23 protein-coding genes are annotated in these 23321 nt (G+C 37.3%); 9 read left to right on the top strand and 14 right to left on the bottom strand.

Annotation, left to right across the window (positions count from 1 at the left end; genetic code table 11):
- The 3 genes from B1NLA3E_RS08670 to B1NLA3E_RS08655 all read left to right on the top strand — a co-directional run bounded on the left by B1NLA3E_RS08670 (window position 1) and on the right by B1NLA3E_RS08655 (window position 2714).
- Window positions 1–234, top strand: coding sequence for a hypothetical protein (locus B1NLA3E_RS08670; protein ID WP_015593465.1), 234 nt, complete (start codon window positions 1–3; stop codon window positions 232–234).
- A gap of 213 nt (window positions 235–447) precedes the next feature.
- Complete coding sequence (locus B1NLA3E_RS08660; protein WP_015593464.1) at window positions 448–1560, top strand: GerAB/ArcD/ProY family transporter; 1113 nt, start codon at window positions 448–450, stop codon at window positions 1558–1560.
- An 11-nt stretch (window positions 1561–1571) separates the two neighbouring features.
- Window positions 1572–2714 carry a GerAB/ArcD/ProY family transporter gene (locus tag B1NLA3E_RS08655; protein WP_328285174.1) on the top strand — a complete coding sequence of 381 codons (1143 nt, stop codon included), beginning with the start codon at window positions 1572–1574 and terminating at the stop codon, window positions 2712–2714.
- 65 nt (window positions 2715–2779) lie between these two features.
- Here B1NLA3E_RS08655 and B1NLA3E_RS08650 read toward each other — a convergent pair whose 3' ends face one another.
- The 10 genes from B1NLA3E_RS08650 to B1NLA3E_RS08605 all read right to left on the bottom strand — a co-directional run bounded on the left by B1NLA3E_RS08650 (window position 2780) and on the right by B1NLA3E_RS08605 (window position 13072).
- Window positions 2780–3853: a sulfate/molybdate ABC transporter ATP-binding protein gene (locus B1NLA3E_RS08650; RefSeq protein ID WP_015593462.1), complete on the bottom strand. Its 1074-nt coding sequence runs from the start codon at window positions 3851–3853 to the stop codon at window positions 2780–2782.
- A 27-nt stretch (window positions 3854–3880) separates the two neighbouring features.
- A complete protein-coding gene (gene cysW, locus B1NLA3E_RS08645) occupies window positions 3881–4753 on the bottom strand; it encodes a sulfate ABC transporter permease subunit CysW (RefSeq protein ID WP_015593461.1) in 873 nt (290 codons plus the stop codon).
- A 13-nt stretch (window positions 4754–4766) separates the two neighbouring features.
- Entirely contained in the window at window positions 4767–5600 is an 834-nt protein-coding gene (cysT, locus tag B1NLA3E_RS08640; protein ID WP_015593460.1) for a sulfate ABC transporter permease subunit CysT, read from the bottom strand.
- Between the two features lie 132 nt (window positions 5601–5732).
- Window positions 5733–6833 carry a sulfate ABC transporter substrate-binding protein gene (locus tag B1NLA3E_RS08635; protein ID WP_015593459.1) on the bottom strand — a complete coding sequence of 367 codons (1101 nt, stop codon included), beginning with the start codon at window positions 6831–6833 and terminating at the stop codon, window positions 5733–5735.
- Between the two features lie 743 nt (window positions 6834–7576).
- Entirely contained in the window at window positions 7577–8230 is a 654-nt protein-coding gene (locus B1NLA3E_RS08630) for a DUF2306 domain-containing protein (protein WP_015593458.1), read from the bottom strand.
- Between the two features lie 166 nt (window positions 8231–8396).
- Window positions 8397–9050, bottom strand: a complete 654-nt coding sequence (locus B1NLA3E_RS08625) for a 3-oxoacid CoA-transferase subunit B (protein ID WP_015593457.1) — start codon at window positions 9048–9050, stop codon at window positions 8397–8399.
- Window positions 9043–9711: a 3-oxoacid CoA-transferase subunit A gene (locus B1NLA3E_RS08620; RefSeq protein WP_015593456.1), complete on the bottom strand. Its 669-nt coding sequence runs from the start codon at window positions 9709–9711 to the stop codon at window positions 9043–9045. Before B1NLA3E_RS08620 ends, B1NLA3E_RS08625 begins: the two co-directional genes overlap by 8 nt.
- Before the next feature lie 307 nt (window positions 9712–10018).
- On the bottom strand, window positions 10019–10579 hold the full coding sequence (locus B1NLA3E_RS08615; RefSeq protein ID WP_187292164.1) for a competence protein ComK: 561 nt from the start codon (window positions 10577–10579) through the stop codon (window positions 10019–10021).
- Between the two features lie 664 nt (window positions 10580–11243).
- The gene (locus tag B1NLA3E_RS08610) at window positions 11244–11507 is read right to left on the bottom strand and encodes a phage holin (protein WP_268870669.1); all 264 of its coding nucleotides are present in this window, start codon (window positions 11505–11507) and stop codon (window positions 11244–11246) included.
- A 149-nt stretch (window positions 11508–11656) separates the two neighbouring features.
- Window positions 11657–13072, bottom strand: a complete 1416-nt coding sequence (locus B1NLA3E_RS08605) for an amino acid permease (RefSeq protein WP_015593454.1) — start codon at window positions 13070–13072, stop codon at window positions 11657–11659.
- Between the two features lie 505 nt (window positions 13073–13577).
- Here B1NLA3E_RS08605 and B1NLA3E_RS08600 point away from each other — a divergent pair.
- Window positions 13578–14834: a cation:dicarboxylate symporter family transporter gene (locus B1NLA3E_RS08600; protein WP_015593453.1), complete on the top strand. Its 1257-nt coding sequence runs from the start codon at window positions 13578–13580 to the stop codon at window positions 14832–14834.
- 39 nt (window positions 14835–14873) lie between these two features.
- On the opposite strand, the gene B1NLA3E_RS08595 is transcribed toward B1NLA3E_RS08600, so the two are convergent.
- Window positions 14874–15764 carry a mechanosensitive ion channel family protein gene (locus tag B1NLA3E_RS08595; RefSeq protein WP_015593452.1) on the bottom strand — a complete coding sequence of 297 codons (891 nt, stop codon included), beginning with the start codon at window positions 15762–15764 and terminating at the stop codon, window positions 14874–14876.
- A 449-nt stretch (window positions 15765–16213) separates the two neighbouring features.
- Between B1NLA3E_RS08595 and qoxA the strand changes: the two genes are divergently transcribed.
- The 5 genes from qoxA (at window position 16214) to B1NLA3E_RS08570 (ending at window position 20452) form a co-directional block, all read left to right on the top strand.
- Window positions 16214–17194 (top strand): cytochrome aa3 quinol oxidase subunit II, encoded by a 981-nt coding sequence (qoxA, locus tag B1NLA3E_RS08590; RefSeq protein WP_015593451.1) that lies wholly within the window; start codon window positions 16214–16216, stop codon window positions 17192–17194.
- Complete coding sequence (gene qoxB, locus B1NLA3E_RS08585; protein ID WP_015593450.1) at window positions 17184–19163, top strand: cytochrome aa3 quinol oxidase subunit I; 1980 nt, start codon at window positions 17184–17186, stop codon at window positions 19161–19163. The genes qoxA and qoxB overlap by 11 nt, the downstream gene beginning before the upstream one ends.
- Window positions 19153–19758: a cytochrome aa3 quinol oxidase subunit III gene (gene qoxC, locus B1NLA3E_RS08580; protein ID WP_015593449.1), complete on the top strand. Its 606-nt coding sequence runs from the start codon at window positions 19153–19155 to the stop codon at window positions 19756–19758. Before qoxB ends, qoxC begins: the two co-directional genes overlap by 11 nt.
- Before the next feature lies 1 nt (window position 19759).
- On the top strand, window positions 19760–20059 hold the full coding sequence (gene qoxD / locus B1NLA3E_RS08575; protein WP_015593448.1) for a cytochrome aa3 quinol oxidase subunit IV: 300 nt from the start codon (window positions 19760–19762) through the stop codon (window positions 20057–20059).
- 120 nt (window positions 20060–20179) lie between these two features.
- Window positions 20180–20452, top strand: coding sequence for a hypothetical protein (locus B1NLA3E_RS08570; protein WP_015593447.1), 273 nt, complete (start codon window positions 20180–20182; stop codon window positions 20450–20452).
- 63 nt (window positions 20453–20515) lie between these two features.
- Here the strand turns inward: B1NLA3E_RS08570 and B1NLA3E_RS08565 are convergent, their stop codons facing one another.
- From B1NLA3E_RS08565 to B1NLA3E_RS08555, 3 genes are all read right to left on the bottom strand, one after another.
- The gene (locus B1NLA3E_RS08565; RefSeq protein ID WP_015593446.1) at window positions 20516–21259 is read right to left on the bottom strand and encodes a Cof-type HAD-IIB family hydrolase; all 744 of its coding nucleotides are present in this window, start codon (window positions 21257–21259) and stop codon (window positions 20516–20518) included.
- Window positions 21260–21329: 70 nt separating this feature from the next.
- Window positions 21330–22133 carry a GTP cyclohydrolase II gene (locus B1NLA3E_RS08560; protein WP_015593445.1) on the bottom strand — a complete coding sequence of 268 codons (804 nt, stop codon included), beginning with the start codon at window positions 22131–22133 and terminating at the stop codon, window positions 21330–21332.
- A gap of 37 nt (window positions 22134–22170) precedes the next feature.
- Window positions 22171–23259 (bottom strand): FAD-dependent monooxygenase, encoded by a 1089-nt coding sequence (locus B1NLA3E_RS08555; RefSeq protein ID WP_015593444.1) that lies wholly within the window; start codon window positions 23257–23259, stop codon window positions 22171–22173.
- Between the last annotated feature and the right edge of the window lie 62 nt (window positions 23260–23321).

Raw genomic sequence — 23321 nt, 5'->3', positions numbered from 1 at the left:
GTGGTCGCTGCTGTGGGTGTCATCATCGCATGTATTTTGATCGCCTTAATGGAATTACCCAAACTTGTTAAAGAAAAATTACTAAAAGAAATCTCTGTATTTAGTTTATTCCTCTTAATGGGGGCCATTTTAAGTATTCTATTAGCTTTAGGGGTTGAATTACCCAATCCAATCGACTGGCTCATGATGATTTTTGTGCCCATTGGAAATTTGGTTGATAGACTTTTAATGTAAGGCTGTGTTAAAGCTCAATGTTGATTTTTTACACAATGTTGATTGGAGTGGAAGGCGCGAAGACTCCTGCGGGAGCAGCGGGACAGGTGAGACCCCGCAGGAGTCTTTGCGCCGAGGAGGCTCACCGCCCGCCCCAAGGTCCGCGAAGCGCCTGGAGCGGAAATCAACATTCTAGTTTATCAGAGCCTATTGTAAAAAAGAGGGGGATCAAGAATGCCAACAAAGGAAAAAATATCCAATAACCAATTTTTAATTTTAATCATCCTGTTTACTATTGGTACCTCTTCCTTGATTGCTCCCCCTTTATTAGTAGGAGCAGCAAAACAGGATGCATGGCTTTCTAGCATTATCGGAATGGGATGTGGATTACTATTCGGAAAACTATATGGGATGTTAGCGCTTCGGTATCCTAACTTGACTTTGGCAGAATACAGTGAAAAAATATTGGGCAAATGGATTGGAAAAACTGTTTCTTTCCTCTTTTTTTTGTACTACTTAATCCTTACTGCAGGTTTGCTTCGAATAATTGGGGACCTGTTGACCACTCATATTTTGACTGAAACACCTATACAGGCCATTGAGATTTTATTTCTGCTAACAGTCATTATGGGGGTACGTTTAGGAATTGAAACGATCGCTCGAACTTCTGAAATGCTCTTACCTTATGTTCTAATATTCTTTGTATTATTAGTATTATTTTTAATGCCTCAAATTGAAGTTGAAAATATTTCTCCTTTTCTTGAGAATGGGATGAACCCGGTCCTAAGAGGAACCTTTCGAACATTGGGTGTTCCCTTTTTAGATCTTGTCGTTTTTCTAATGATTGCACCCTCGGTTGTAGCCCCAAAAAGGGTTGAAAAAACAATGCTTATTGGAGTTTTAGTAGGTGGGTTTATTTTATTGCTAATTACTCTCCTATCCATTTTAGTTCTTGGATCAGATTTAACATCACGGTTAAATTATCCAACCTTTGTTTTAGCTGAAAAAATAGACATTGGTAATTTTATCCAGAGGATTGAAATCCTTTCTGGTGCAATGATGTTTATCTCCCTATTCATAAAAATCTCTATTTGCTTCTATTCGTTGGTTTTGAGTATTGCCCAACCGATTCAGTTGAAAAATGATAAAATATTAACCTTTCCATTAGGTATACTGGTGATTACTATGTCGATCAGCTTTTTTCCTAATATTGTTTACTTTTATTTTTTCCTTTCAAAAGCATGGACTCCCATTACCATAATTTATGGATTAATTTTACCTCTTCTGTTACTTGTTGTGGATACAATAAAGTCAAAGTTAGTCAAAATGAAATCTAAACCCCTTTAGGAAGTAGGTCGATTTCCATCGGTACTGAAAAAATTAGTGCCAAACAATTGTTTTGTTTAATGTTTTTGTTTGAATTAGGGAGCGCGATTGTGGTTGGGATCGGGATGCAAGCTAAACAGGACGCATGGTTAGCCGTTCTAATTGGTATGTTGAACGGAATACCTTTGTTCCTAATATATGTGTACCTGTTTTATCAATTCCAAGGTCTCTCCTTAACAAGTTACTTACCTAAAATCCTTGGTAAAGCAATTGGGCTCCCCCTATCATATATCTATATATTATATTTCCTCTATATTTCATCAAGGGTGTTACGTGATTTTGGAGACTTGTTAATCACCTCAACTTTAGACCTAACACCTCTATATGTTGTCAATGGTCTCATGATAGCCTTAGTTGCCTATGGAGTTTATAGTGGGATTGAAGTTATCGGAAAAACGGCTGAAATGGTCTTTATTTTAATGGTGACCCTAGGTTTCCTAACGTATTTTTTTACTCTAATTTCAGGGTTGGTAAAATTAGAAAATTTATCTCCAATTTTAGAAAATGGCTGGAAGCCGATCTTATCAACTGTATACAAACAAACGTATACATTTCCATTTGGTGAAATGATTGTCTTTACCATGTTCCTTCCCTATTTGAATAAGCCGCACCTTGGAAAAAAAGCGGGAATTTATGCCATTTTCTCCACTGGAATGATCTTAAGTCTGACCATCGCTATCGAGATATCTATATTAGGCGTACTAGGTGTTTCCGAATCCCAATTTCCCTTACTGGAGACGATTACAAAAGTAAATATAGCAAATTTCATACAAAGGGTAGATGTGATAGTGGTCGCAACCTTAATTTTTGGTGTGTTTATTAAAATTATGGTTTTTTTCTATGCTGGTCTTGCTGGAATAGTAGACATTTTCCATATATCTAAAAATAAACATAGAATTTTTTGTATATTGTTATTGAGCATATTTATTTTAGTTTACTCAATTAAAATGGCAAGCAGTTTTACCGAACATATTGAAGTCGGACTAAAATGGGTTCCTCTTTATTTACATTTACCTTTACAAACGGGGGTCCCTGGATTATTGTTTGTAATTACATTGATTCGGAAGAGCTTGACTAAAAATAAACTGGGTGCAAATGAAGCTGGGCGAGTCTAACTTAGAAAAAATTATCCACAATGGTGAAATCTAAAGTATCCTATAAAATAAGATTACTCCATCATTTAAATGGAGTAATCTTGGGGGATAAAGACCTTTAATTGTTTCGGTTTAATATATACTTTATCCTTTGTTTTTAAGTTTAACGTTCGATAACGATCCTTCGAAATTTCCGCTTCGAGGAACTCATCTGCATCCGTTCTTTTAAGCTCAATCCGAACAACAGGCCCGACTACATGAAGATGGACAATCGTGGCTTCGACTGCTTCTTTTGAGGAATCTTCACGCTCAATATGAATATCGTGAGGTCTAACAAACCCAAGTGCGTGTGTGTTCACAGTTTCTGAGAACTCCGGGGTATCAATTTCAAAGTAACCATCACTTAATGTCCCTTGATGCAAACGCCCTGGAAAGATGTTCACGTTCCCAAGAAAATCGTAAACAAACGGATTGTTTGGATGATCATACACTTCTTCAGGGGTTCCAACTTGTTCAATCTTTCCTTCATTCATGACAACAATCCTGTCAGCAACATCTAATGCTTCCTCTTGATCATGGGTGACAAAAATACTCGTGATTTGATAATCATCATGAAGTTTCCGTAACCATCTGCGGAGATCTTTTCTTACCTTGGCATCTAATGCCCCAAATGGCTCGTCTAATAATAGCACTTTGGGTTTTACCGCCAATGCTCTGGCAAGGGCGACCCGTTGTCGTTGACCCCCGGAAAGCTGGGATGGAAAACGATCAGCAAAGGCTTCCAATTTAACCAACTGAAGAAGCTCTTCCACCTTTTCCTTTATTTCATTTTTTGTTGGCCGTTCCTTCCTAGGGCGAACCTTCAAACCGTAGGCGATATTTTCAAATACATTCATGTGCCTAAATAAGGCATAATGCTGAAAAACAAACCCCACATTTCTTTCTTTTGTATTAATTGTGGTAATATCTTCATTGTCAAAAAAGATACTCCCTTGATCTGCCATCTCTAATCCAGCAATAATCCGTAGTAATGATGTTTTCCCTGAACCTGACGGACCTAAAAGGGCGACTAACTCACCTGTTTCAATTTTTAAATTGATTTCATCTAATGCTTTATATGACCCAAAGGATTTTGAAATATGTTTGATTTGTATGCTCATTGGCAATACCCCTACTTCCCATAAAAATTACCCCTTCAATTGTAGCTTCGCCTTCCACTCAATATAACTTTTAATCACTAGCGTAATAATCGCCAAAATTGACATTAACGAAGCAACAGCAAAAGCTGCTGAAAATTGATATTCGTTATATAAAATTTCAATGTGTAACGGCATTGTATTGGTCATCCCACGAATATGTCCTGAAACGACAGATACTGCCCCAAACTCCCCAACTGCACGGGCGTTACAGAGAATCATTCCATATAACAAACCCCATTTCATATTGGGTAGGGTGACATGGAAAAATGTTTTCCAACCACTGGCACCTAATGTAATAGATGCTTCCTCTTCTGCAGACCCTAATGTTTGCATGAGCGGAATAAGCTCCCTGGCCACAAATGGTAAAGTCACAAAAATGGTTGCTAGCACAATTCCTGGCAAGGCAAACACAATTTTAATATTATGATCAAAAAGCCATGAGCCAAATAATCCATGAGAACTGAATAATAAAATAAAGACCAGACCAGCAATAACTGGTGAAACGGCAAAAGGAAGATCAATTATAGTTATTAACATGCTTTTACCTTTAAATTGAAACTTTGTAATTGCCCAGGCTGCTGCAATTCCAAAAATCGTATTAACTGGTACAGCAATAAGAACCACCAACAAGGTTAAACGGATGGCAGATAAGGCATCAGGCTGAGTGATAGAAGCTATATATACTTCAAATCCCTTTTCAAATGCTTTCACAAAAATTGCAATCAATGGTAAAAACAAAAATATTCCTAGAAAACCAATTGCTATCGTAATCAAGAACCAGCGAACGATCCTTGGTTCGGTTGTCACCTTAGAGCTGAGCTTTGGTGCAGTCGAATGTTGAAGGGGAATATGTCCGGCCATTCCCTACACCTCCTTAATAGTTTGCATAACGCTTATTAATCCACCATTGAAATAAATTGATTGTTAATAATAGGACAAATGAAAAAATTAGCATCACAGCTGCGATAGCTGTTGCTCCTGCATAATCATATTGCTCCAGTTTTGTCATTATTAACAATGGTGTAATTTCTGTTTTCATCGGCATATTTCCTGAAATAAACACGACGGAACCGTATTCTCCTATCGCCCGTGCAAATGCCAGGGCAAATCCAGTTAAGGCAGCCGGCAATAACTCCGGAACAATTAACTTTGTAAAGGTTTGAAACCGGTTGGCGCCCAAACTAGATGATGCCTCTTCCACTTCTTTCTCCAGGTTCTGCAAAACAGGTTGAACCATTCGAACCACAAACGGTAACCCAATAAAAGTGAGCGCAACCGCAACACCTAAAGAAGTATAAGCAACCTTAAAACCTAAAAACTGACCGATCCAACCGTTAGGCGTATAAAGTGTGGTTAAGGCGATCCCTGCAACAGCAGTAGGCAACGCAAACGGCAAATCGACTAAGCCGTCGACGATTTTTTTTCCAGGAAAAGAATAACGAACAAGCACCCAGGCGATTAACACTCCAAATACAACGTTAATGAGGGCTGCGGCTAATGACGCTCCAAAGCTTAATTTATATGAAGCTACTACTCTCGGATCAGAAATGGTGCTCCATATTTTCGACCATGGTAACGTAAATGTATTAAAAAAGATCATCGATAATGGCAGAATAACTAGAATGCTACTATAGAGCATCGTAAATCCGAGTGATAGTCCAAATCCCGGTAAAATACTATACGACTTCAGTTTGGATTGTTTTTTCATTCTTTTCACCTCTAAAGGCTTGTTCGTAAGCTGATCATTAAGGACATGATTCCCACTATATAAGACTGACGATCATGTCTTATATAGCAGGTCCTGCCCTAATGAATTTACTCAGCCTCGAATCACCATTTTCTATTGGGGTTGGTAAATCTGATCAAACGTTCCACCATCTTGGAAATGTTTCTCCTGTGCTTTTTTCCAGCCGCCAAATGAATCTTTAATATTGACTAGGTTGATTTTAGGAAACTGGTCTTGATATTTTTTTAGAACTTCCTTGTTCCGTGGACGATAGTAGTTTTTTGCTGCAATTTCTTGGCCTTTGTCGGTATAAAGATATTTTAAATAGGCTTCAGCCACTTTACGAGTTCCTTTTTTATCTACTACTTTATCGACTACTGCAACCGGTGGTTCAGCTAAAATACTTAACGAAGGATTCACAATCTCGAATTTGTCCTTGCCTAATTCGTTTTGAGTTAAATAGGCTTCATTTTCCCAAGCAATCAGTACATCCCCAATCCCTCTTTCAACGAAGGTGGTTGTTGAACCGCGTGCTCCAGAATCTAGTACTTCAACATTTTTGTATATTTTACTGACGAAGTCCTTCACTTTCTTCTCATCACCGTTGTATTTTTTATCTGCATAAGCCCATGCTGCTAGGTAATTCCATCTTGCACCACCGGATGTTTTTGGATTTGGCGTGATGACAGATACTCCTTCTTTGGCTAAGTCATTCCAATCTTTAATGTTTTTTGGATTTCCTTTTCTCACTAAAAACACAATGGTGGATGTATAAGGTGTAGAATCATTATCCAAACGTTTTTGCCAATCCTTAGATATCAAGCCATTAAAACCAGCTATTTCATCAATGTCATTGGCTAACGCTAATGTGACCACATCAGCTTCTAAACCATCAATTACTGCTCTAGCCTGTTTCCCAGAACCTCCATGAGATTGTTGGATCGTTACTGGCTGACCTGTTTTTTCTTCCCAATTCTTCGCAAATTCCGCGTTGAATTCTTGGTACAACTCCCTTGTTGGATCATAAGAAACATTTAAAATCTCAACTGGATCTTTCTTGGTTGGCTTTTCGCTCGCCTTTTTTTCTGCTTTTTCACTAGATTTTGGCTCTACTTTTTTGCTAGTTTCTTGTGATGAGCTGCAACCAGCAAGTGCCACTATTGCCACGGCTAAGATTAAAATCAGCTTCCATAAAAAATTTTTTCCATTTTTCATTTTTTTCTCCCCTTTAATTATGGCTCTGTTAAAGAATGTTGATTTCCGCTTCAGGCGCTTCGCTTTCTGCGGGGCGGGCGGTGAACCTCCTCGTCGCTAACGCTCCTGCGGGGTCTCACTTGTCCCACTGCTCCCGCAGGAGTCTTCGCGCCTTCCACTCCAATCAACTTTGTGCAAAAAATCAACATTCAGCTTTAACACAGCCTTTTTTATAAAAAAAATGAAGACTGCTATCTTTTTTCATAAAGATAACAGCCTTCAGTTTTTCTGATCGGCAAATATTATTAATTTAGCAATATATCACTTAACCTACCTATTAACTTGGTATTAAAAGAAAGATTGTTTTTATATTAACCATATTTATCATATAAGTCAACTGAGTTTTATAAAAAAAACTGAATAAGCTGACAAAAGATTGAAAACATCTTGTCTCCTCTCACAAAAATCAGCCTGAATCTTTATAAGAGAAAACATTATCTGGAAATCGGTTGAAACTCTTGTAAATTTGTTACTGTAGGAATTAAATATGAAACTACATATACAAAAAAGAATCTATATATAATCATATTTTAAGAGATATGAAATTATTATTTTTCTAAAAAAATAATTTATCAAACGTTAATCATTTGTTAATAATTTATTAATATTTATCAATTAATATAAAGACAGGCTAAAGCACACCCCCGTAACATAAAAAACCCGGTCCATCGACCGGGTTTTTTCTTGTGTTACCAGACTGTTTTTTAAGATATGACATTTTTTACATTATTTAATTTCCTGCGGCTTTTGCGAATTAAGATTTCTACTATCACTAGATTCACTACGATTGCCAGCGAAATACTTACTGGAAATGCTACATCATTTGAAACCTGAAATGACATCGAAATGATGGTTACCAATATCCGAAATGTTACGAAAACCATTGTTAAGACATAACTCCTGAGCATCCATTCTTGGTGCAATTGATATTCCTTTTGAATCATCCTCCAAACTCCAACCCAAGTTGTTGCAAACCACGCAACAGCGAGAGTAAGGAAAGCGATTCCAGTTGGAAGCCCACCTGTGGCAAAAATGGCTAAGTATGGGACAATTAAAGTATTAATAAAAATTGTAGCAGCATAAAAAATGCCAAAATTCCGATGCAATTTTTCTGTCTTCTCGTTGCGGTTAATTAACAAAAATGGCCCAAGTGCAAGGGAAACTAATCCAAAAGTTATGTGTGCATAAAAAAAATATTTCCAAATATCAAATATAAGTCCGTCCATATTTATTTTTGCTTCCATGTACGGTAATGATGTTGGGTCCATAATTATGTATATAATTGCGATATAGACTGCAACTAATAAAATAATTAGATACAATAGAAAACCCGAATTTAATGCCTTACTATTACTCACTCTCAACCCCACCTCACACTGTTATGAAATTTTCTAGAATAATTTTCTAGATCTTCCCACATGTTATCTTCTCAAGGTGCACTTTCTTTAAGTTTATTATATCAAGACTGAGGTTGTTAATCTTCGTAATTTGGGGCGTTTTTCCTAATTTAACCAAACAAAATTTTCATACACAGTGCGTGAGTGATTTTGAAACAATAAATTCTGCATCTGTATTAACCAAAACAGTTTTTAAATCAACCCCATCTTGAAGTTCCTCTAATAAAAGGCCCTGATCTGTAACACTAAATACAGCTAACTCAGTAACGATTGTTGAAACGACATGACTCCCTGTTAAGGGCAATGTACATCTTTTTACAATCTTAGAAGACCCATCCTTTGCGGTATGCTCCATAGCTATGATCACCTTTTTTGATCCAGTTACTAAATCCATAGCTCCACCCATCCCCGCAGTCTTCCCACCAGGAACCATCCAATTTGCAAGGTTCCCTTCTTGATCCACTTGTAAGCCACCCAATACCGTTACATCAACGTGTCCACCACGTATTAATGCAAGTGACATAACGCTATCAAAAACTGATCCACCAGGAATGATCCCAACTGGTCTGGCACTAGCGTCTACAAGATCTGGCACTTTGATACCGTTTAAAGGGCAAATTCCAATAAATCCATTCTCAGATTGAAGTAAAACATTGATATTTTCAGGCAAATACTGGCTGACTAAAGTAGGAATTCCAATCCCAAGATTAACAACCTCTCCATCATGAAGCTCCTTGGCAACTCGCTTAGCGATTATCTCTCTTTTGGTTAATTCAGACATTACCTTGACCTCCATGAACAATGATCTTATTGACGAGAATGCCAGGTGTTATAACTTGATTAGGATCTAGTTCGCCTACTTCGACCAACTCTTCTACCTCGGCAATGACAATGTCTGCAGCTAATGACATTACGGGATTAAAGTTTCTTGCGGTATTTCGATATACTAAATTTCCGAACCGATCCCCTCGGTATGCTTTGATTAAGGCAACATCTGCTCTTAACGGCAGTTCCAGGAGGTATTCCTTGTCACCAACTTTTATTTTTTGTTTCCCCTCTTCCACTACTGTTCCGATTCCTGTTGGAGAAAGTACTCCACCTAGACCTGAACCACCTGCCCGGATTTTTTCAAGCAGAGTGCCTTGCGGAAGAAATTCTATACTGATCTCCTTGTCCATTAACTGTTTACTCGCAACCGGATTAGTACCAATATGAGTAACAATTGCCTTTTTAATCAGCCTATTAACAATAAGTGGGCCTACCCCGCTTTCTGGCATTGCAGTATCACTTGCAATAAGGGTTAAGTCCTTTACTCCTTTTTCAATTATTTTATTTACCAGTAATTCTGGAGTTCCTGTTCCTAGAAAGCCTCCAATCATCACGGTCATACCATCATGAAAATACTGGTTAGCAATCTCTTCTAATGATGTCACCTTCTCCATCCATCTTCCACCCCAATCATAAATAAAAAACGAAATTAGCAAAAAAAGAGCTTTCTATGATTCTAGTATCAAGATTTTATTTATCAAAGTTTAGTTTTGTGTTTTGATTATAAAGTTGAAATTAGAAATATAAGAATTTTTTGACTAATATAACAATTCTACTATATATTGGCAATGAAATAAACGGGGAAGAGCCTAAGTTAAAAAAATACTCTTGAATCTTCCCCAAATTTTACAAGCTCCTATAGTGTGTTTTGTTCATTTATCAGGATTTTCATAAAATGAATTTGAAATAACTGCCTTCTAGTTACTCCTTTTTATAAAATGTAACAATAAAATTTGTATTTCCTTGTTCTTTTATTAGTTGTATCCCTTTTTTAGGCTCTAGGTAAAATATTGCTGGCCGTTTCGTTCTTTGTGAACTAATATACCTTAACTGTGAAGCTCTTTGTCGCTTATTTTCAAATCTTTCCCTTTTCATATCAAGCATGATATTATGACCAAAATTTAAGTTTACGATTGTTTGCTTTAAGCTTAGCTTTTCAGTATTGACAATATGTGTCAGCGAAAACCACACACAATCATTTCGTTCTGGTGAAAAACACGGGAACCAACATATATCTAGTTGAGTATTAATCATAATAGGCTGCATACTGATGTTACCTAAAATCGATCGAGACCCTTCTAAAGCACCTTTTAGACTTGAACAATAATAACGTAGGCTATAATCGACTAGGGCTTTTGGATGCATTGTCACAATGAATGTTTTTTTACCTTCGATTACTCTTGAAAACAAATGTCCCTTTTGATCAAACTCTGCTGTTATCAATACGGTTTTGGGATTTATAACATACTTTTCAAATATCATCGTTTTTTCCCCTTTCCTTAAACCAAACATTCCATTCATTTTTAAAAAGGGGTATACTAAACAATAAGTTGGTACACCCCAGCTTAATAACCCTTGGACTTCGGTCATCCAAACTTAAAGTCCAAGGGTTCCTTTTCTGTATTTACTCACATGAACCTCACCTCCTTTTCGATAACCGGCTTTATTTAAGCGCATTCATTCCCCATCATTTAAAAAAGAATCCGAATACACATAGGTAAGTTATAGATTTTATTATTGAAGAAAGTGATCCTTGGAGTTTAATGTAATGTTAGAAGTTTTAAATACTTTAATTTAACTACCCATGTTGAAATTATTTAAAAGGGAAGTTATGTTTTGACTGACTTTGCAGGATTTTACTGAAGTGATGATACCTGGAAGGGGTATTTCTTTCTGTAGTCTGACTCGGAGCATATTGTGTGAGTATTATTTAGTGGGACAAAATTTAACCCTGTCTTAAATTATAAATTCAATCCCAAATATTTGTAAAAACATTTTTTGCTATTCAACAAAAATATTTAAAAAAGCTCTCACAAATATTTCTCAAAAGTTTCGAAATTTGGATACATTTCTAAAATACACTCAATTCGCAATAGTTAAAAAAGACCGATGACTACAGATCATCAGCCGTTGACCTATTTAATTATTATTTTGGCTTTTCATAGGTCAAAGCATGAACACTATCACGGTACCCTTTTGTTGTGGGATCCTGAATGATGCCAAAAAAGGAAAAAATCACAAAAATTGTATTGGCAAAGGAAAGGACATTACTTCTAAAATCATCTGTCAATTGAAATTCAGTTACCCCCATTGAATGTAATCCTGATAACACCATCTGAACCATCAGCATGATTTGTGATAAAAGTGCAAAAACCCAACTCAAATTACTAAAGCGAACCTTCCAATTAATGATTTTTACCCTCTCCTTCCTAATATTATCGTGGCCCCTTTATATTCATATTTCTATTGGATAAGCTCTATACCAAAAGAAAAGGTAGAAAAAAAAAGCTCATTCGACATATAAAAAGAAGCCTACTCTAAATGAGTTAGGCATCTCGATTAACCAACTTTTCGTTCACTTTTTTGATTGACATTTAGCTTACTTCTCTGCCGTCCATAAGTGAAGTACACCCCTAATCCGATTAATAACCAGACAACAAAACCAATCCATGTTGTTACAGGAAGCTGTAATACTAAATAGAGACAGAACAGCACTGACAGAATAGGTACATAGGGTACATAAGGAACTTTAAATGCTCGCTTTAAGTTGGGTTGTGTTTTCCTTAGTACCAAAACCCCAAGAGATACGACAATGAAAGCGAAAAGTGTTCCTATGTTAGTTAATTCAGCTAATTTATTTAATGGTACGAAGCCAGCGAAAAAGCAAATCATTCCTGCGGTAATCCAACTATTTGAAACCGGAGTCTGTGTTCTTTTATTCACACGTGAAAAAATGCTTGGTAGCAATCCATCTCGGCTCATTGCATAGAATAATCTCGTTTGTCCATAAACCATTACTAATAAAACAGTTGTAATTCCTATAATCGCACCTAATGAGATGAATCCAGCAACCCAATCTTGGTGAATATACTGTAATGCAAATGCAACTGGATTGTTAACACCAAGCATAGTGTATGGAACCATACCAGTTAGAACCAGGGCAACGACGATATATAAAATTGTACAAATCGCTAAAGAGGCAATAATTCCGATTGGCATACTCCGCTGGGGATTACGAACCTCTTCAGCAGCTGTTGATACAGCGTCAAATCCAATGTATGCAAAAAACACCGTGGCTGCGCCGGTTGCTACACCTGAAAACCCAAATGGCATAAATGGAGTCCAATTTTCTGGCTGAACATAAAATGACCCAACACCAATAAATAGGGCAATAACAGCCAACTTGATAAGCACCATTATAGTATTAAATTTAGCTGATTTTTTGATTCCTTTTGTTAATAGGAAAGTGATCAGTAGAACAACGATAATAGCCGGTAAGTCAACGTAAGTCCCCTTTTCTGCATTAAATGCACTTGTAACTGCAGTAGGAAGGTGGATACCAACTCCGGTCAATAGACCCTGAAAATACCCTGACCAACCGGCAGCTACTGCCGATGAGGCTACCCCATATTCTAAAATCAAATCCCATCCCAATATCCATGCTAATAACTCGCCAAACGTAGCGTAACTATAGGTATAAGCACTTCCCGAAACAGGAACTGTAGAAGCAAATTCAGAATAACATAACGCTGCAAAGACACATGCCATTGCTGAAAGAACAAATGATAAAATAAGTGCTGGCCCAGCATGTTCGGCCGCTACAACTCCAGTAAGAACGAAAACTCCCGTTCCAATTATTGCCCCAATACCTAGCATAGTGAGATCAAAAGGGCCAAGATCTTTCTTTAGCGTTGAACCCTTTCCTTCTGATTGTTCTAGAAGCTGCGATATTGATTTTTTCCTAAACAGATCCATCGTCTACCTCCTGATAGCAAAGTTGAATTTTTTGTCGTTTTATGGCGAAATTTGTCGATTAAACGAAATCTATTTCATATCTTAATTAAAAATTTTCTGAATGTAAAGATAGAAAAATATACTTTTTCCTTGTTTTATTTTCTACCATAAGGATGTAATTACTCAGTGTAAAATTTTACAGAATCAGTGAATGATACATATAAAAAGAGCTATTTCTGCTGACTATTATTCATTTTTTAAATTTGCATAAAATAGTCACAATTTTAATTTTTGGAAATTCACATCAAAAAAAATGGAATAAACTTTACTATTTAAATATTTTTAAAACTATATTACGATAATATGGATAAATCATATCAAAAATGCATCCACTCCTTCAAAAACTGAAAAAAAGCTTGTATTTTCTGAATTTTCAATGAGATAACTTTTCCAAATCCTGCATTTGAAAATCAAGAAATTTCTGTTACGATATATTCTTATATAACATTAAAAAGGAAGTGATAATATGAAAAAGTATGGATTAGCCATTCAAATTTTAATTGGTTTACTTTTAGGTATTGGAGTTGGGGCGATCTTTTTTGGTAACCCACAAATTGAAACCTTCTTACAACCAATAGGCGATATTTTCCTTCGTCTCATTAAAATGATCGTAATCCCTATTGTTGTTGCCAGTATTATTGTAGGTGTTGCAGGTACAGGTGACATGAAAAAGCTTGGAAAACTGGGAGGAAAAACGCTTCTTTATTTTGAAATCGTTACAACGATTGCAATTTTTGTTGGGTTAACTGCTGCGAATATATTTAAGCCTGGCAAAGGTATTGATATGAGCTCTTTAACAAAAGGAGACATATCGAAATACATGGAAACATCCTCAGCTGTTGCAGATCATAAATTTATCGATACATTTGTAAATATTGTTCCAACAAATATCTTTCAATCCTTAATGAACGGTGACATGCTTGCTATTATTTTCTTTTCAGTATTATTCGGTTTAGGTATTGCGGCAATTGGAGAAAAAGGAAAACCAGTTTTAGCTTTCTTCCGTGGAACTGCCGATGCGATGTTTTTTGTCACAAACCAAATAATGAAGTTTGCTCCATTTGGAGTGTTCGCACTTATTGGAGTTACGGTTTCTAAATTTGGTATAAGTTCACTTGTCCCACTTGGAAAACTTATAATAGTTGTATATGCTACCATGTTTTTCTTTATTTTTGTTGTACTTGGGGGCATTGCAAAATTACACGGTATCCCTTTCTTAAACATGATAAAATTGTTGAAAGACGAATTGATTCTCGCTTATAGTACAGCAAGTTCGGAAACGGTGTTACCAAAATTGATTGAAAAAATGGAAGCCTTCGGGTGCCCTAAATCGATTACCTCATTTGTCATTCCCACTGGATATTCCTTTAACCTTGATGGATCGACTTTGTATCAAGCAATAGCAGCCTTGTTTATTGCCCAAATGTATGGTATTCATATGCCAATCAGTTCACAAATTACCTTAATGCTAGTATTAATGGTTACCTCAAAGGGCATCGCCGGTGTACCTGGAGTATCATTTGTTGTTTTACTTGCCACACTCGGAACGGTTGGAATCCCGGTTGAAGGACTAGCCTTTATTGCCGGAATTGACCGAGTGCTTGATATGGCGAGAACCGCTGTAAACGTTGTTGGAAACTCACTTGCCGCTGCTGTTATTTCCAAATGGGAAGGCGAGTTTAAACCTCAGAAAGCTTATGTAAAAATCGAAAAAGCATCATAATCCTTCAAAAAACAGCTGCCCTTGTTATGGCAGCTGTTTTCACTTTATTGCTGAAGATTGGGGTTCACGTTGTAGGACAACTTGCTGAGCAGGCAAAACAATTTTATGATCATACAGAGTTTGAGCAAGCAATTGCTTCGCTTCCTGTGCTGCTGTTATGTAATCTGTGTCCTTGACGGTAGCGGTAATGGAAAATTTGTATCCTAAAGGACTTACATCTAAAGAATGTAATCCATATACTCGGTATTCTTCTTTGAATTCCCCCACCATTTTATCCACTAACAAATATGGCTTATGCCGTTCATTTAATTCTTCACATACTTCCTGTAGCACCACTTTAACCTTTTCAGGGTTTTCATTAAAAGAAACAATCACACTTTCGAAAACGCGTCGCATTTCAACAGAGCCATTGACTAGCTTTCGAATTTCTCCGTTTGATATTGTGACCAGCTTTCCATTTATTAACCTAATTTTTATCACCCTGAAGCCTAGCTCTTCGACGGTTCCCCCTTCTATTTCCCCATTAATGTGGACAAAATCCCCTTTTTGGACCGTCCTTTCAAAAATAATAAAAATCCCACTTAGAAGGTCATTTATTAACTTTTGTGCCCCAAAACCAACAATGGCCGCAATAATTCCCCCTGCCATGATAAACTCTTTTAAATTAATAACGAATGGTTTAATCGCGGCAATTAAAACTAAAGTAAATAAAACATAGTTAGATGTATTCCTTACAACACTTTCGATCGTATTTTCTTTCTTCTCTTCTATTAGATCAGTCCTTTTAAAAAACTGATGAATAGACATCCGTATCATACGTAAAACAAAGTAAGTGATCACACCCGTCAATATTAAAGAAATAAAATAATTTTGAACATGCCCCCAATTTATATCAAAGAAATCAAAAACGTCACTAGTAATCTTCTCCATCTAATCCCTCCTAACAACACACCAATAAAATTTATTATATCTTTGGCTTTGTTAAAGAACAATGTTGATTTGTGAGCATTCTGTTGATTGGAGCGGAGGGCGCGAGACTCCAGCGGGAGCAGCGGGACAGGTGAGACCCCACAGGCGCTTAGCGCCGAGGAGGCTCACCGCCCGCCCCGCTGAAAGCGAGTGCCTGCAGCGGAAATCAACAGAATTGTTTAACAGAGCCATATCTTTAATAAACATATTTACAAAAAAAACCACAATTGGATAAATCATCATTCTTATTTTCGTCACAAAATAGTCAAAGTTTGATCAAATGTTACTGGTTTTTTATGTTATCATCTTGTTTGTAGTAGAAATAATAATTATTCGATGATAATTATTATAAACATAAACTTTGACTTTAATAATAAAACATCATTTAACAACTGAAAGGAGCAGAAAGTATGAAATTGAAAAAAACCTGGTTGTTTTCAATACTTACCGTCGTCCCGCTATTATTATTAAGCGGATGCGAAACCAATATGGTTGTATTTGACCCGCAGGGTCCAGTTGCTCGGAGCATTTTAGATTTAATTAACTGGTCACTTGTTTTCATGGTAATTATCGTAGTGGTTGTTTTCGGATTATTTGCCTACATAGTTTGGAAATATCGCGCTACTCCTGCCAACGAGGATTATGAAGCACCTGAGGAACACGGCAGTACAGTGCTAGAAATCATTTGGATCACGATTCCAATCTTAATTGTCGTTGCATTAACAATCCCAACGGTAAAAACGATTTATGACCTAGAAAAAGTACCTAAAGGCTATGAAAATAAGGAACCAATCACGATCCATGTTACTTCCGCAGACTGGAAGTGGATTTTTAGCTATCCTGAACAGGGCATTGAGACGATTAATTATGTCAATATTCCAGAAGATCGGCCTGTCCTATTTAAATTAACATCTGCAGGTACGATGCAATCCTTCTGGGTACCTGCTTTAGCTGGACAAAAATACACAATGAATAAAATGGAGACACAATTATATGTTGTGGCAGATCACCCTGGATCTTATTTAGGTCGCAACACGAACTTTAACGGAAAAGGTTATGCAGATATGGAATTTGAAGTATTGTCACAAACCCAAAAAGATTTTGATAAATGGGTGAAAGATGTGAAGAAAACGGCTCCTAAACTATCTGAAACTAAATATAGTGAATTATTGAAACCAACCCATTTAGGGCGCTTAACCTACTCAAATACGCATTTAACATGGGTGAATCATGCCGATATGGATTCAAAAACCTTTACAAATCCGGAGCTTTATAAAGTTCACGGGTACCAAGGGAAGATTTTCAAAGAAAAAGATAGCGCAAACAAAAACGAAATGAGCAATATGAGCGGTATGAATCAAGACAGCGGAGGTGAACAGGATGAACATTAATTGGAAAGAATTCTTTATGCTGGATGGTGAACCTTTAATTATTGGATCTCAAATAGCCATTCTATTATCTATGGTTGGGGTTGTCGCAGGAATAACCTACTTTAAAAAATGGCGTTGGTTATGGACAGAGTGGCTTACCACCGTTGATCATAAAAAAATAGGGATTATGTACATTCTTGCTGGTGTATTAATGTTTTTCCGGGGTGGAATTGACGGTTTGTTAATGAAAGTTCAAACCTCTAGACCTGAAATGCAGTTTTTAGATGCACAGCATTATAATGAAATTTTTACCACCCACGGTGTCATTATGATTATTTTTATGGCAATGCCGATGCTAATGGGTTTAATGAACATGATCATTCCTTTACAAATTGGGGCACGTGATGTTGCTTTCCCTCAGTTAAATGCCTTAAGCTTCTGGTTATTTTTCTGTGGTGCTATGCTATTTAATATTTCCTTTGTCATAGGTGGATCACCAGATGCAGGCTGGACCTCCTACTTTCCTTTAGCTGGAAAAGAGTTTAGTCCAGGCATTGGAAATAACTATTATGCGGTTGCGCTCCAAATTGCCGGAATCGGAACCTTGATGACGGGGATCAATTTTATCGTAACTATCTTAAAGATGAGGACTAAAGGGATGACCTTGATGAAAATGCCTATGTTCACATGGACGTCTTTCATCACTTCTGTCATCATTGTAGCCTCTTTCCCGATTTTCACAGTAGCACTTGCATTAATGACATTTGACCGTATTTTTGGGGCACACTTCTTCACACTTTCTGGTGGTGGAATGGATATGCTTTGGGCCAACCTTTTCTGGTTATGGGGACATCCTGAAGTATATATTGTGGTTCTTCCTGCTTTTGGTATATTTTCGGAGGTCATTTCAACCTTCTCCCGAAAGACCTTGTATGGATATAAATCAATGGTCTTCTCCATTGTCGGGATCGCCATTCTAAGTATGTTGGTTTGGGTGCACCACTTTTTTACAATGGGTGCTGGACCTGGCGTTAACTCAGTTTTCTCTATTACCACGATGCTTATCGCTGTTCCAACCGGAGTGAAAATATTTAACTGGTTGTTTACGATGCGGAAGGGGAGAATTCAATTTACAACTGCGATGCTTTGGGCACTAGCCTTTGTCCCTTGCTTTATGATTGGCGGTATTACTGGTGTCATGCTTGCCATGGGGGCAGCAGATTATCAATACCATAATACTCTTTTCCTAGTAGCACACTTCCATTATGTGTTGATACCTGGCGTTGTATTTGCAGTATTCGCTGGACTTTACTATTGGTGGCCAAAGATGTTTGGATTTATGCTAAACGAAAAAATCGGCAAATGGCATTTCTGGTTATTTGTTATCGGTTTTAACATTACCTTCTTACCCATGTTCTTCTTAGGTCTAAACGGAGCGGTACGACGTTCCTACACTTTTTCAGTTGAATCTGGATATGCACCTTTATTCTTGGTTTCCTTCATTGGTGCATTAATCTTAGCAGCCGGATTTGCGGCTTTATGCTATAACATCTATTGGAGTGCTCGATATGCGGATCGTAATATTTCATCTGATCCTTGGAACGGACGAACCTTAGAATGGGCAACAGCGTCACCGGTTCAGCACTATAATTTTGCAATCCAACCAGAAGTAAACTCACTTGATGCCTTCTGGTATATGAAAAAAAATAAACAAGATCTATTTGTAAATGAAAAAGAGTATCAAGAAATCCATATGCCTAGTAATTCTGGTCTACCATTTTTTATGTGTGTGGTGTTTGGTATTGCTGGATTCTTTCTTGTATTTGAATGGAACATCGCTGCAGCCATTGCAGCAATAGGCATCATCGCTGGACTCATTTATCGTTCTTTTGATTATAATGATGGGTTTCATGTTCGGGTAGACGAAATAATCAAGACGGAACGAAATTGGAAAAAGGTTGATAAAGAGGTGAATAATCATGTCAGCTAAACTCGATACAACGTTACCATTAGAATATCAATTAGAACAAAGCAGATTAAATATTTTCGGATTTTGGATTTTCTTAGGGGCAGAAATCGTCCTTTTCGCTACCCTCTTTTCTGTATATGCGGTCCTTGCTGGTCGAACTGCAGGAGGACCTACTCCACAGGAAATCTTTGTACTAAAGGATGTCTTAATTGAAACGATATTATTGTTAACGAGTAGTTTCACTTGCGGTCTTGCAATCTATGAAATGCGCCGTCACAACCTGAAGGGCTTATTGACTTGGCTGCTTATCACATTGCTGCTTGGTGCAGGGTTTATCTTTATGGAAGTTTCAGAGTTTGCTAATTATGTTCATGAAGGTGCAACCATGCAAACCAGCGCCTTCCTATCTAGCTTTTTCGTCTTACTAGGAACGCACGGAGCACACGTAAGCTTAGGAATTGGTTGGGCTATTTTGATTATTATCCAGCTTCTACGACGCGGGATCACTCCAGTAACTGCAAGAAAGATCTTTATTATTGGCTTATATTGGCATTTTCTTGATGTTGTTTGGATATTCATTTTCACATTTGTTTATTTAGCAAGGATGGTGGGGTAAAATGTCGCAACATACAAAAACAACAGGATTTCCGATTAGTCATGTGATGGGCTTTCTTATGTCTCTGGTTTTGACATTTGGTGCTGTCTTTGTTGCTCTAAAGACCTCCTTACCATTAAAAACTATTATTTGGGTGATTGGTACTCTAGCGGTGATTCAAGCCGCTATGCAGTTGTATATGTTCATGCATATGAATGAGGGTGAAGACGGGAAGGCACAACTAATTAACATTGTGTACGCATTTTTCATTGCTGCTGTTACTGTTTTTGGAACAGTTTGGGTTATGTCATTTGGAATGTAGTTCAAAGGCGGTTCACCTATGGTGACCGCCTTTTTGATTCTAAACGGAACATGTTTTTATTTTTACAAGAAAAAGATATAATAGAGAGTATCACTTTGAAAGGATGTTCAACTTACACCTATGATCTATTCTATCCTTTATACATTCATTATTGGAGTTCCGTTTATTTATTTATTACTCATTACTTACGACTTGTTATATGGTGAAAAGCGCGAAAAGCAACTCAAAAAAATCGAGAAACGATTCGCCAAACAGGGAATCGTTAAGATTGATGTTCTCGATCATCAACCGAAAAAATTCACCCTTTTTCAGATAAAAACAAAAGGCGGTACAGAAAAAATCAAAATGAAACCAGGATATAAATTTGTGAAAATTGTTAAAAAGAAAAAATAAACCAAAAGGGTCGTGAACCTAGATTAATCTAAGTTCACGACCCTTTTGGTAATAAAAACTTGATTAGCTTAGCACCCATTTGTGAATGGCGTGGGCGACACCATCTTCATTATTCGTAGCTGTCACCCAATTTGCTGCACGTTTTACTTCCTCTTGGGCGTTACCCATCGCTACCCCTATTCCAGCAGCCTGAATCATGGACATGTCATTTAAGCTGTCACCCACAGCCATAACCTGATCCATTGATAGACCAAGTCGCCCACAAACCACTTCAATCCCTCTGGCTTTATTGACACCACTCGAGTTGACCTCAATATTGATTGGACTAGAATTACTAATTTCAAAATACTGACCACGCTCGCGAAGATTCCCTAGAATAGTATTTCGAACATCATCTTCAGGAATCTCAAAGCCGAATTTTAACCAAGTGTGATTTTCTATTTCTTCAGGCATTTCCCTGCGCCAAACACGGTCTGTGGCGGTTGCCCAAAATTTGGTTTGATGTTCCTTTGCTAAATCGAACATCCACTGAATATGGTCGGTCGGAACGATTTTTCTGTGAATCAGAACACCTTTTTCATCCCAGACCTCACTACCATTTACTGTAATATGGTAGGAAGATAGTTCTAGATTCTTAACGTAATCACGGGAAGTAATTAAAGATCTTCCCGTGCAACAAACGATATGTATCCCTTTGCTTTGCGCTTCTCTAATAGTTTCTCGGTTTGCTAGCGAGACTTCATCTCGATCATTCAGCAAAGTCCCGTCCATATCTAAAGCAACGAGCTTAATTTCCTTGTTGTTCAAAACCTCTCCTCCAAATCTTCTCTATATAAGTATCGGTAGCGTGGTGTTGTTGATCAGATTTTCCCTTTTATCATTGATCATCTTGTTTACGGAAATGGCCTGAACGCTTAATTTTTGTTTCGAGATATTTCTGATTATACTTAGAAACATCTCCCCATAATGATACTCGTTCTACCACATTTGCCCCCGAATTTTTCAAGGCATCAAGTTTCCGAGGATTATTGGTGATCAACGTTACCGGCTTGGTCCTGAGTGTCTTTAGTACCCTAATCGCATCCTCATAATTACGAGAATCGTCTACAAATCCAAGCTGGAGATTGGCTTCTACGGTATCAAGCCCTTTCTCCTGAAGAATATAGGCCATTGCTTTACTAAACAAGCCAATTCCCCTGCCCTCGTGATTTGCTAAATAAAAAAGAGCTCCTGTTCCATGATCAGAAATCATTTTCATTGCCTGCTTTAATTGGAATCCACAATCACACCGTTTACTGCCAAATATATCACCAGTGTGGCAAATACTATGCATCCTGATTAGCGCATCCTCTTCATTTTCAAAATCACCATACACCAATACACTCGATTGTTGCATTTCAGCTAGATTTGACGATGATAAGGTTTCAATAATTTTCTCAGTATCATATGAGCCATCATTACAAAAATGACCTGCCATATCCTCACATTTTAACCAACAATACCATTTAAAAGTAGTTGTTTCGCCATTCAAATTTACAGGTAATTGAATCGGACCAACAAGGTAAATTGATTTTCCATTATTTTTAATTACGGTAATATTTTCTTTTAAAATTGAGACTACACGTGTATCAATCAAAATATCCACCTCTTTGTTTACAATACTTGTCCATATTGCTATCATACCACTGCCTGCTAAAATAAACCTTTTGGAGCTAATCTCATATCAGGAAATTTTCTTTATAAGTTTGTTCCTGTTTAATCTGCTCTTCTTGTATCAGGGTCATTTCTTGCTTCCGACTTTCTTCAAAAGTCTGGAAATCCTGAGATGTTGCACTCTTTATATCATCCATGTTAATCAGAATTTCCGCTAGCATATCAGCATCCTTCAAGGAACAATTGATCCCAAAAGCACCCGTTGGAGTCATCGTGTGAGCTGCGTCCCCGATAACCACCAATCCATACTTCGTCCATTGCTCACAGGAACTGCTGAAGACAGATAAAAATACGAAATCATTCCACGAGTTAATTTGCTGACGGACTGGACCCTCCAACTGTGGGAAAGCCTCAACTAATTTTTGAATATATGGTTCAAAAGATTGCTTGCGAATTTCGGGATAGGACCCCTCTTTAATGTTCCAACCGATTTGGACAAATCCTCCGGCCTGCGTGAACAATGCAAGCTGCTCCCCGTCCACCATAGCAAAGCGGATCGTTGCCTTCCACCCAACCGGAGCAGGAATTTTTGCCCAAAGCAGGTCATAACCATGTTTCCTTGTCTGGTAGGGAATATGAGCTAACTTTTTTACTGTTGAAAATCGCCCATCGCTAGCAATAATGATCGAAGCATACACATTAACATTATCTCCATCCCTATTAGCTTTTACCCCAATATACTTACCGTTTGCATCCTCTATTAAATCATTAACTGCAGTATTCATTAATAACCTATAATGGGAAAATTGCTTCGCCTCATTTGTTAAAACACTTAGCAAGTGGTTTTGTGGTATGTGAATGCCTAAATGATCTTCTTTAGAGCTTGCATAAATAGTTTTGAATGGTTTACCCTGATCCCAATATTCGATCCGTTCCATCGGGAGAATCCCATATTCCTGGATCTTATTGTATAAGTTATGCTTTTTTAAAAGGTGTTCACCGACTTCGTTGATGTGTTCACCTCGAAATTCCTTGTCAATTCTCGAATTTCTTTCTAGAACAACGGTAGAGATATTGTTTTTAGCTAAGAGATATCCTAATAAAGCCCCACCAGGACCAGCTCCAACAATACACACATCTGAATATAGGTTCATTAATTTTTCACCTGAGTTTCTTCTAAAATGCTTACCTAGTTCTTTACAGATTACTCTTTTTT

It is taken from the genome of Bacillus sp. 1NLA3E (assembly GCF_000242895.2).
In the GTDB taxonomy this organism is placed as follows: domain Bacteria; phylum Bacillota; class Bacilli; order Bacillales; family Cytobacillaceae; genus Bacillus_BU.
Note: the sequence above shows the minus strand (reverse complement) of the source record. Positions and strands in the feature narration are given on the sequence as shown.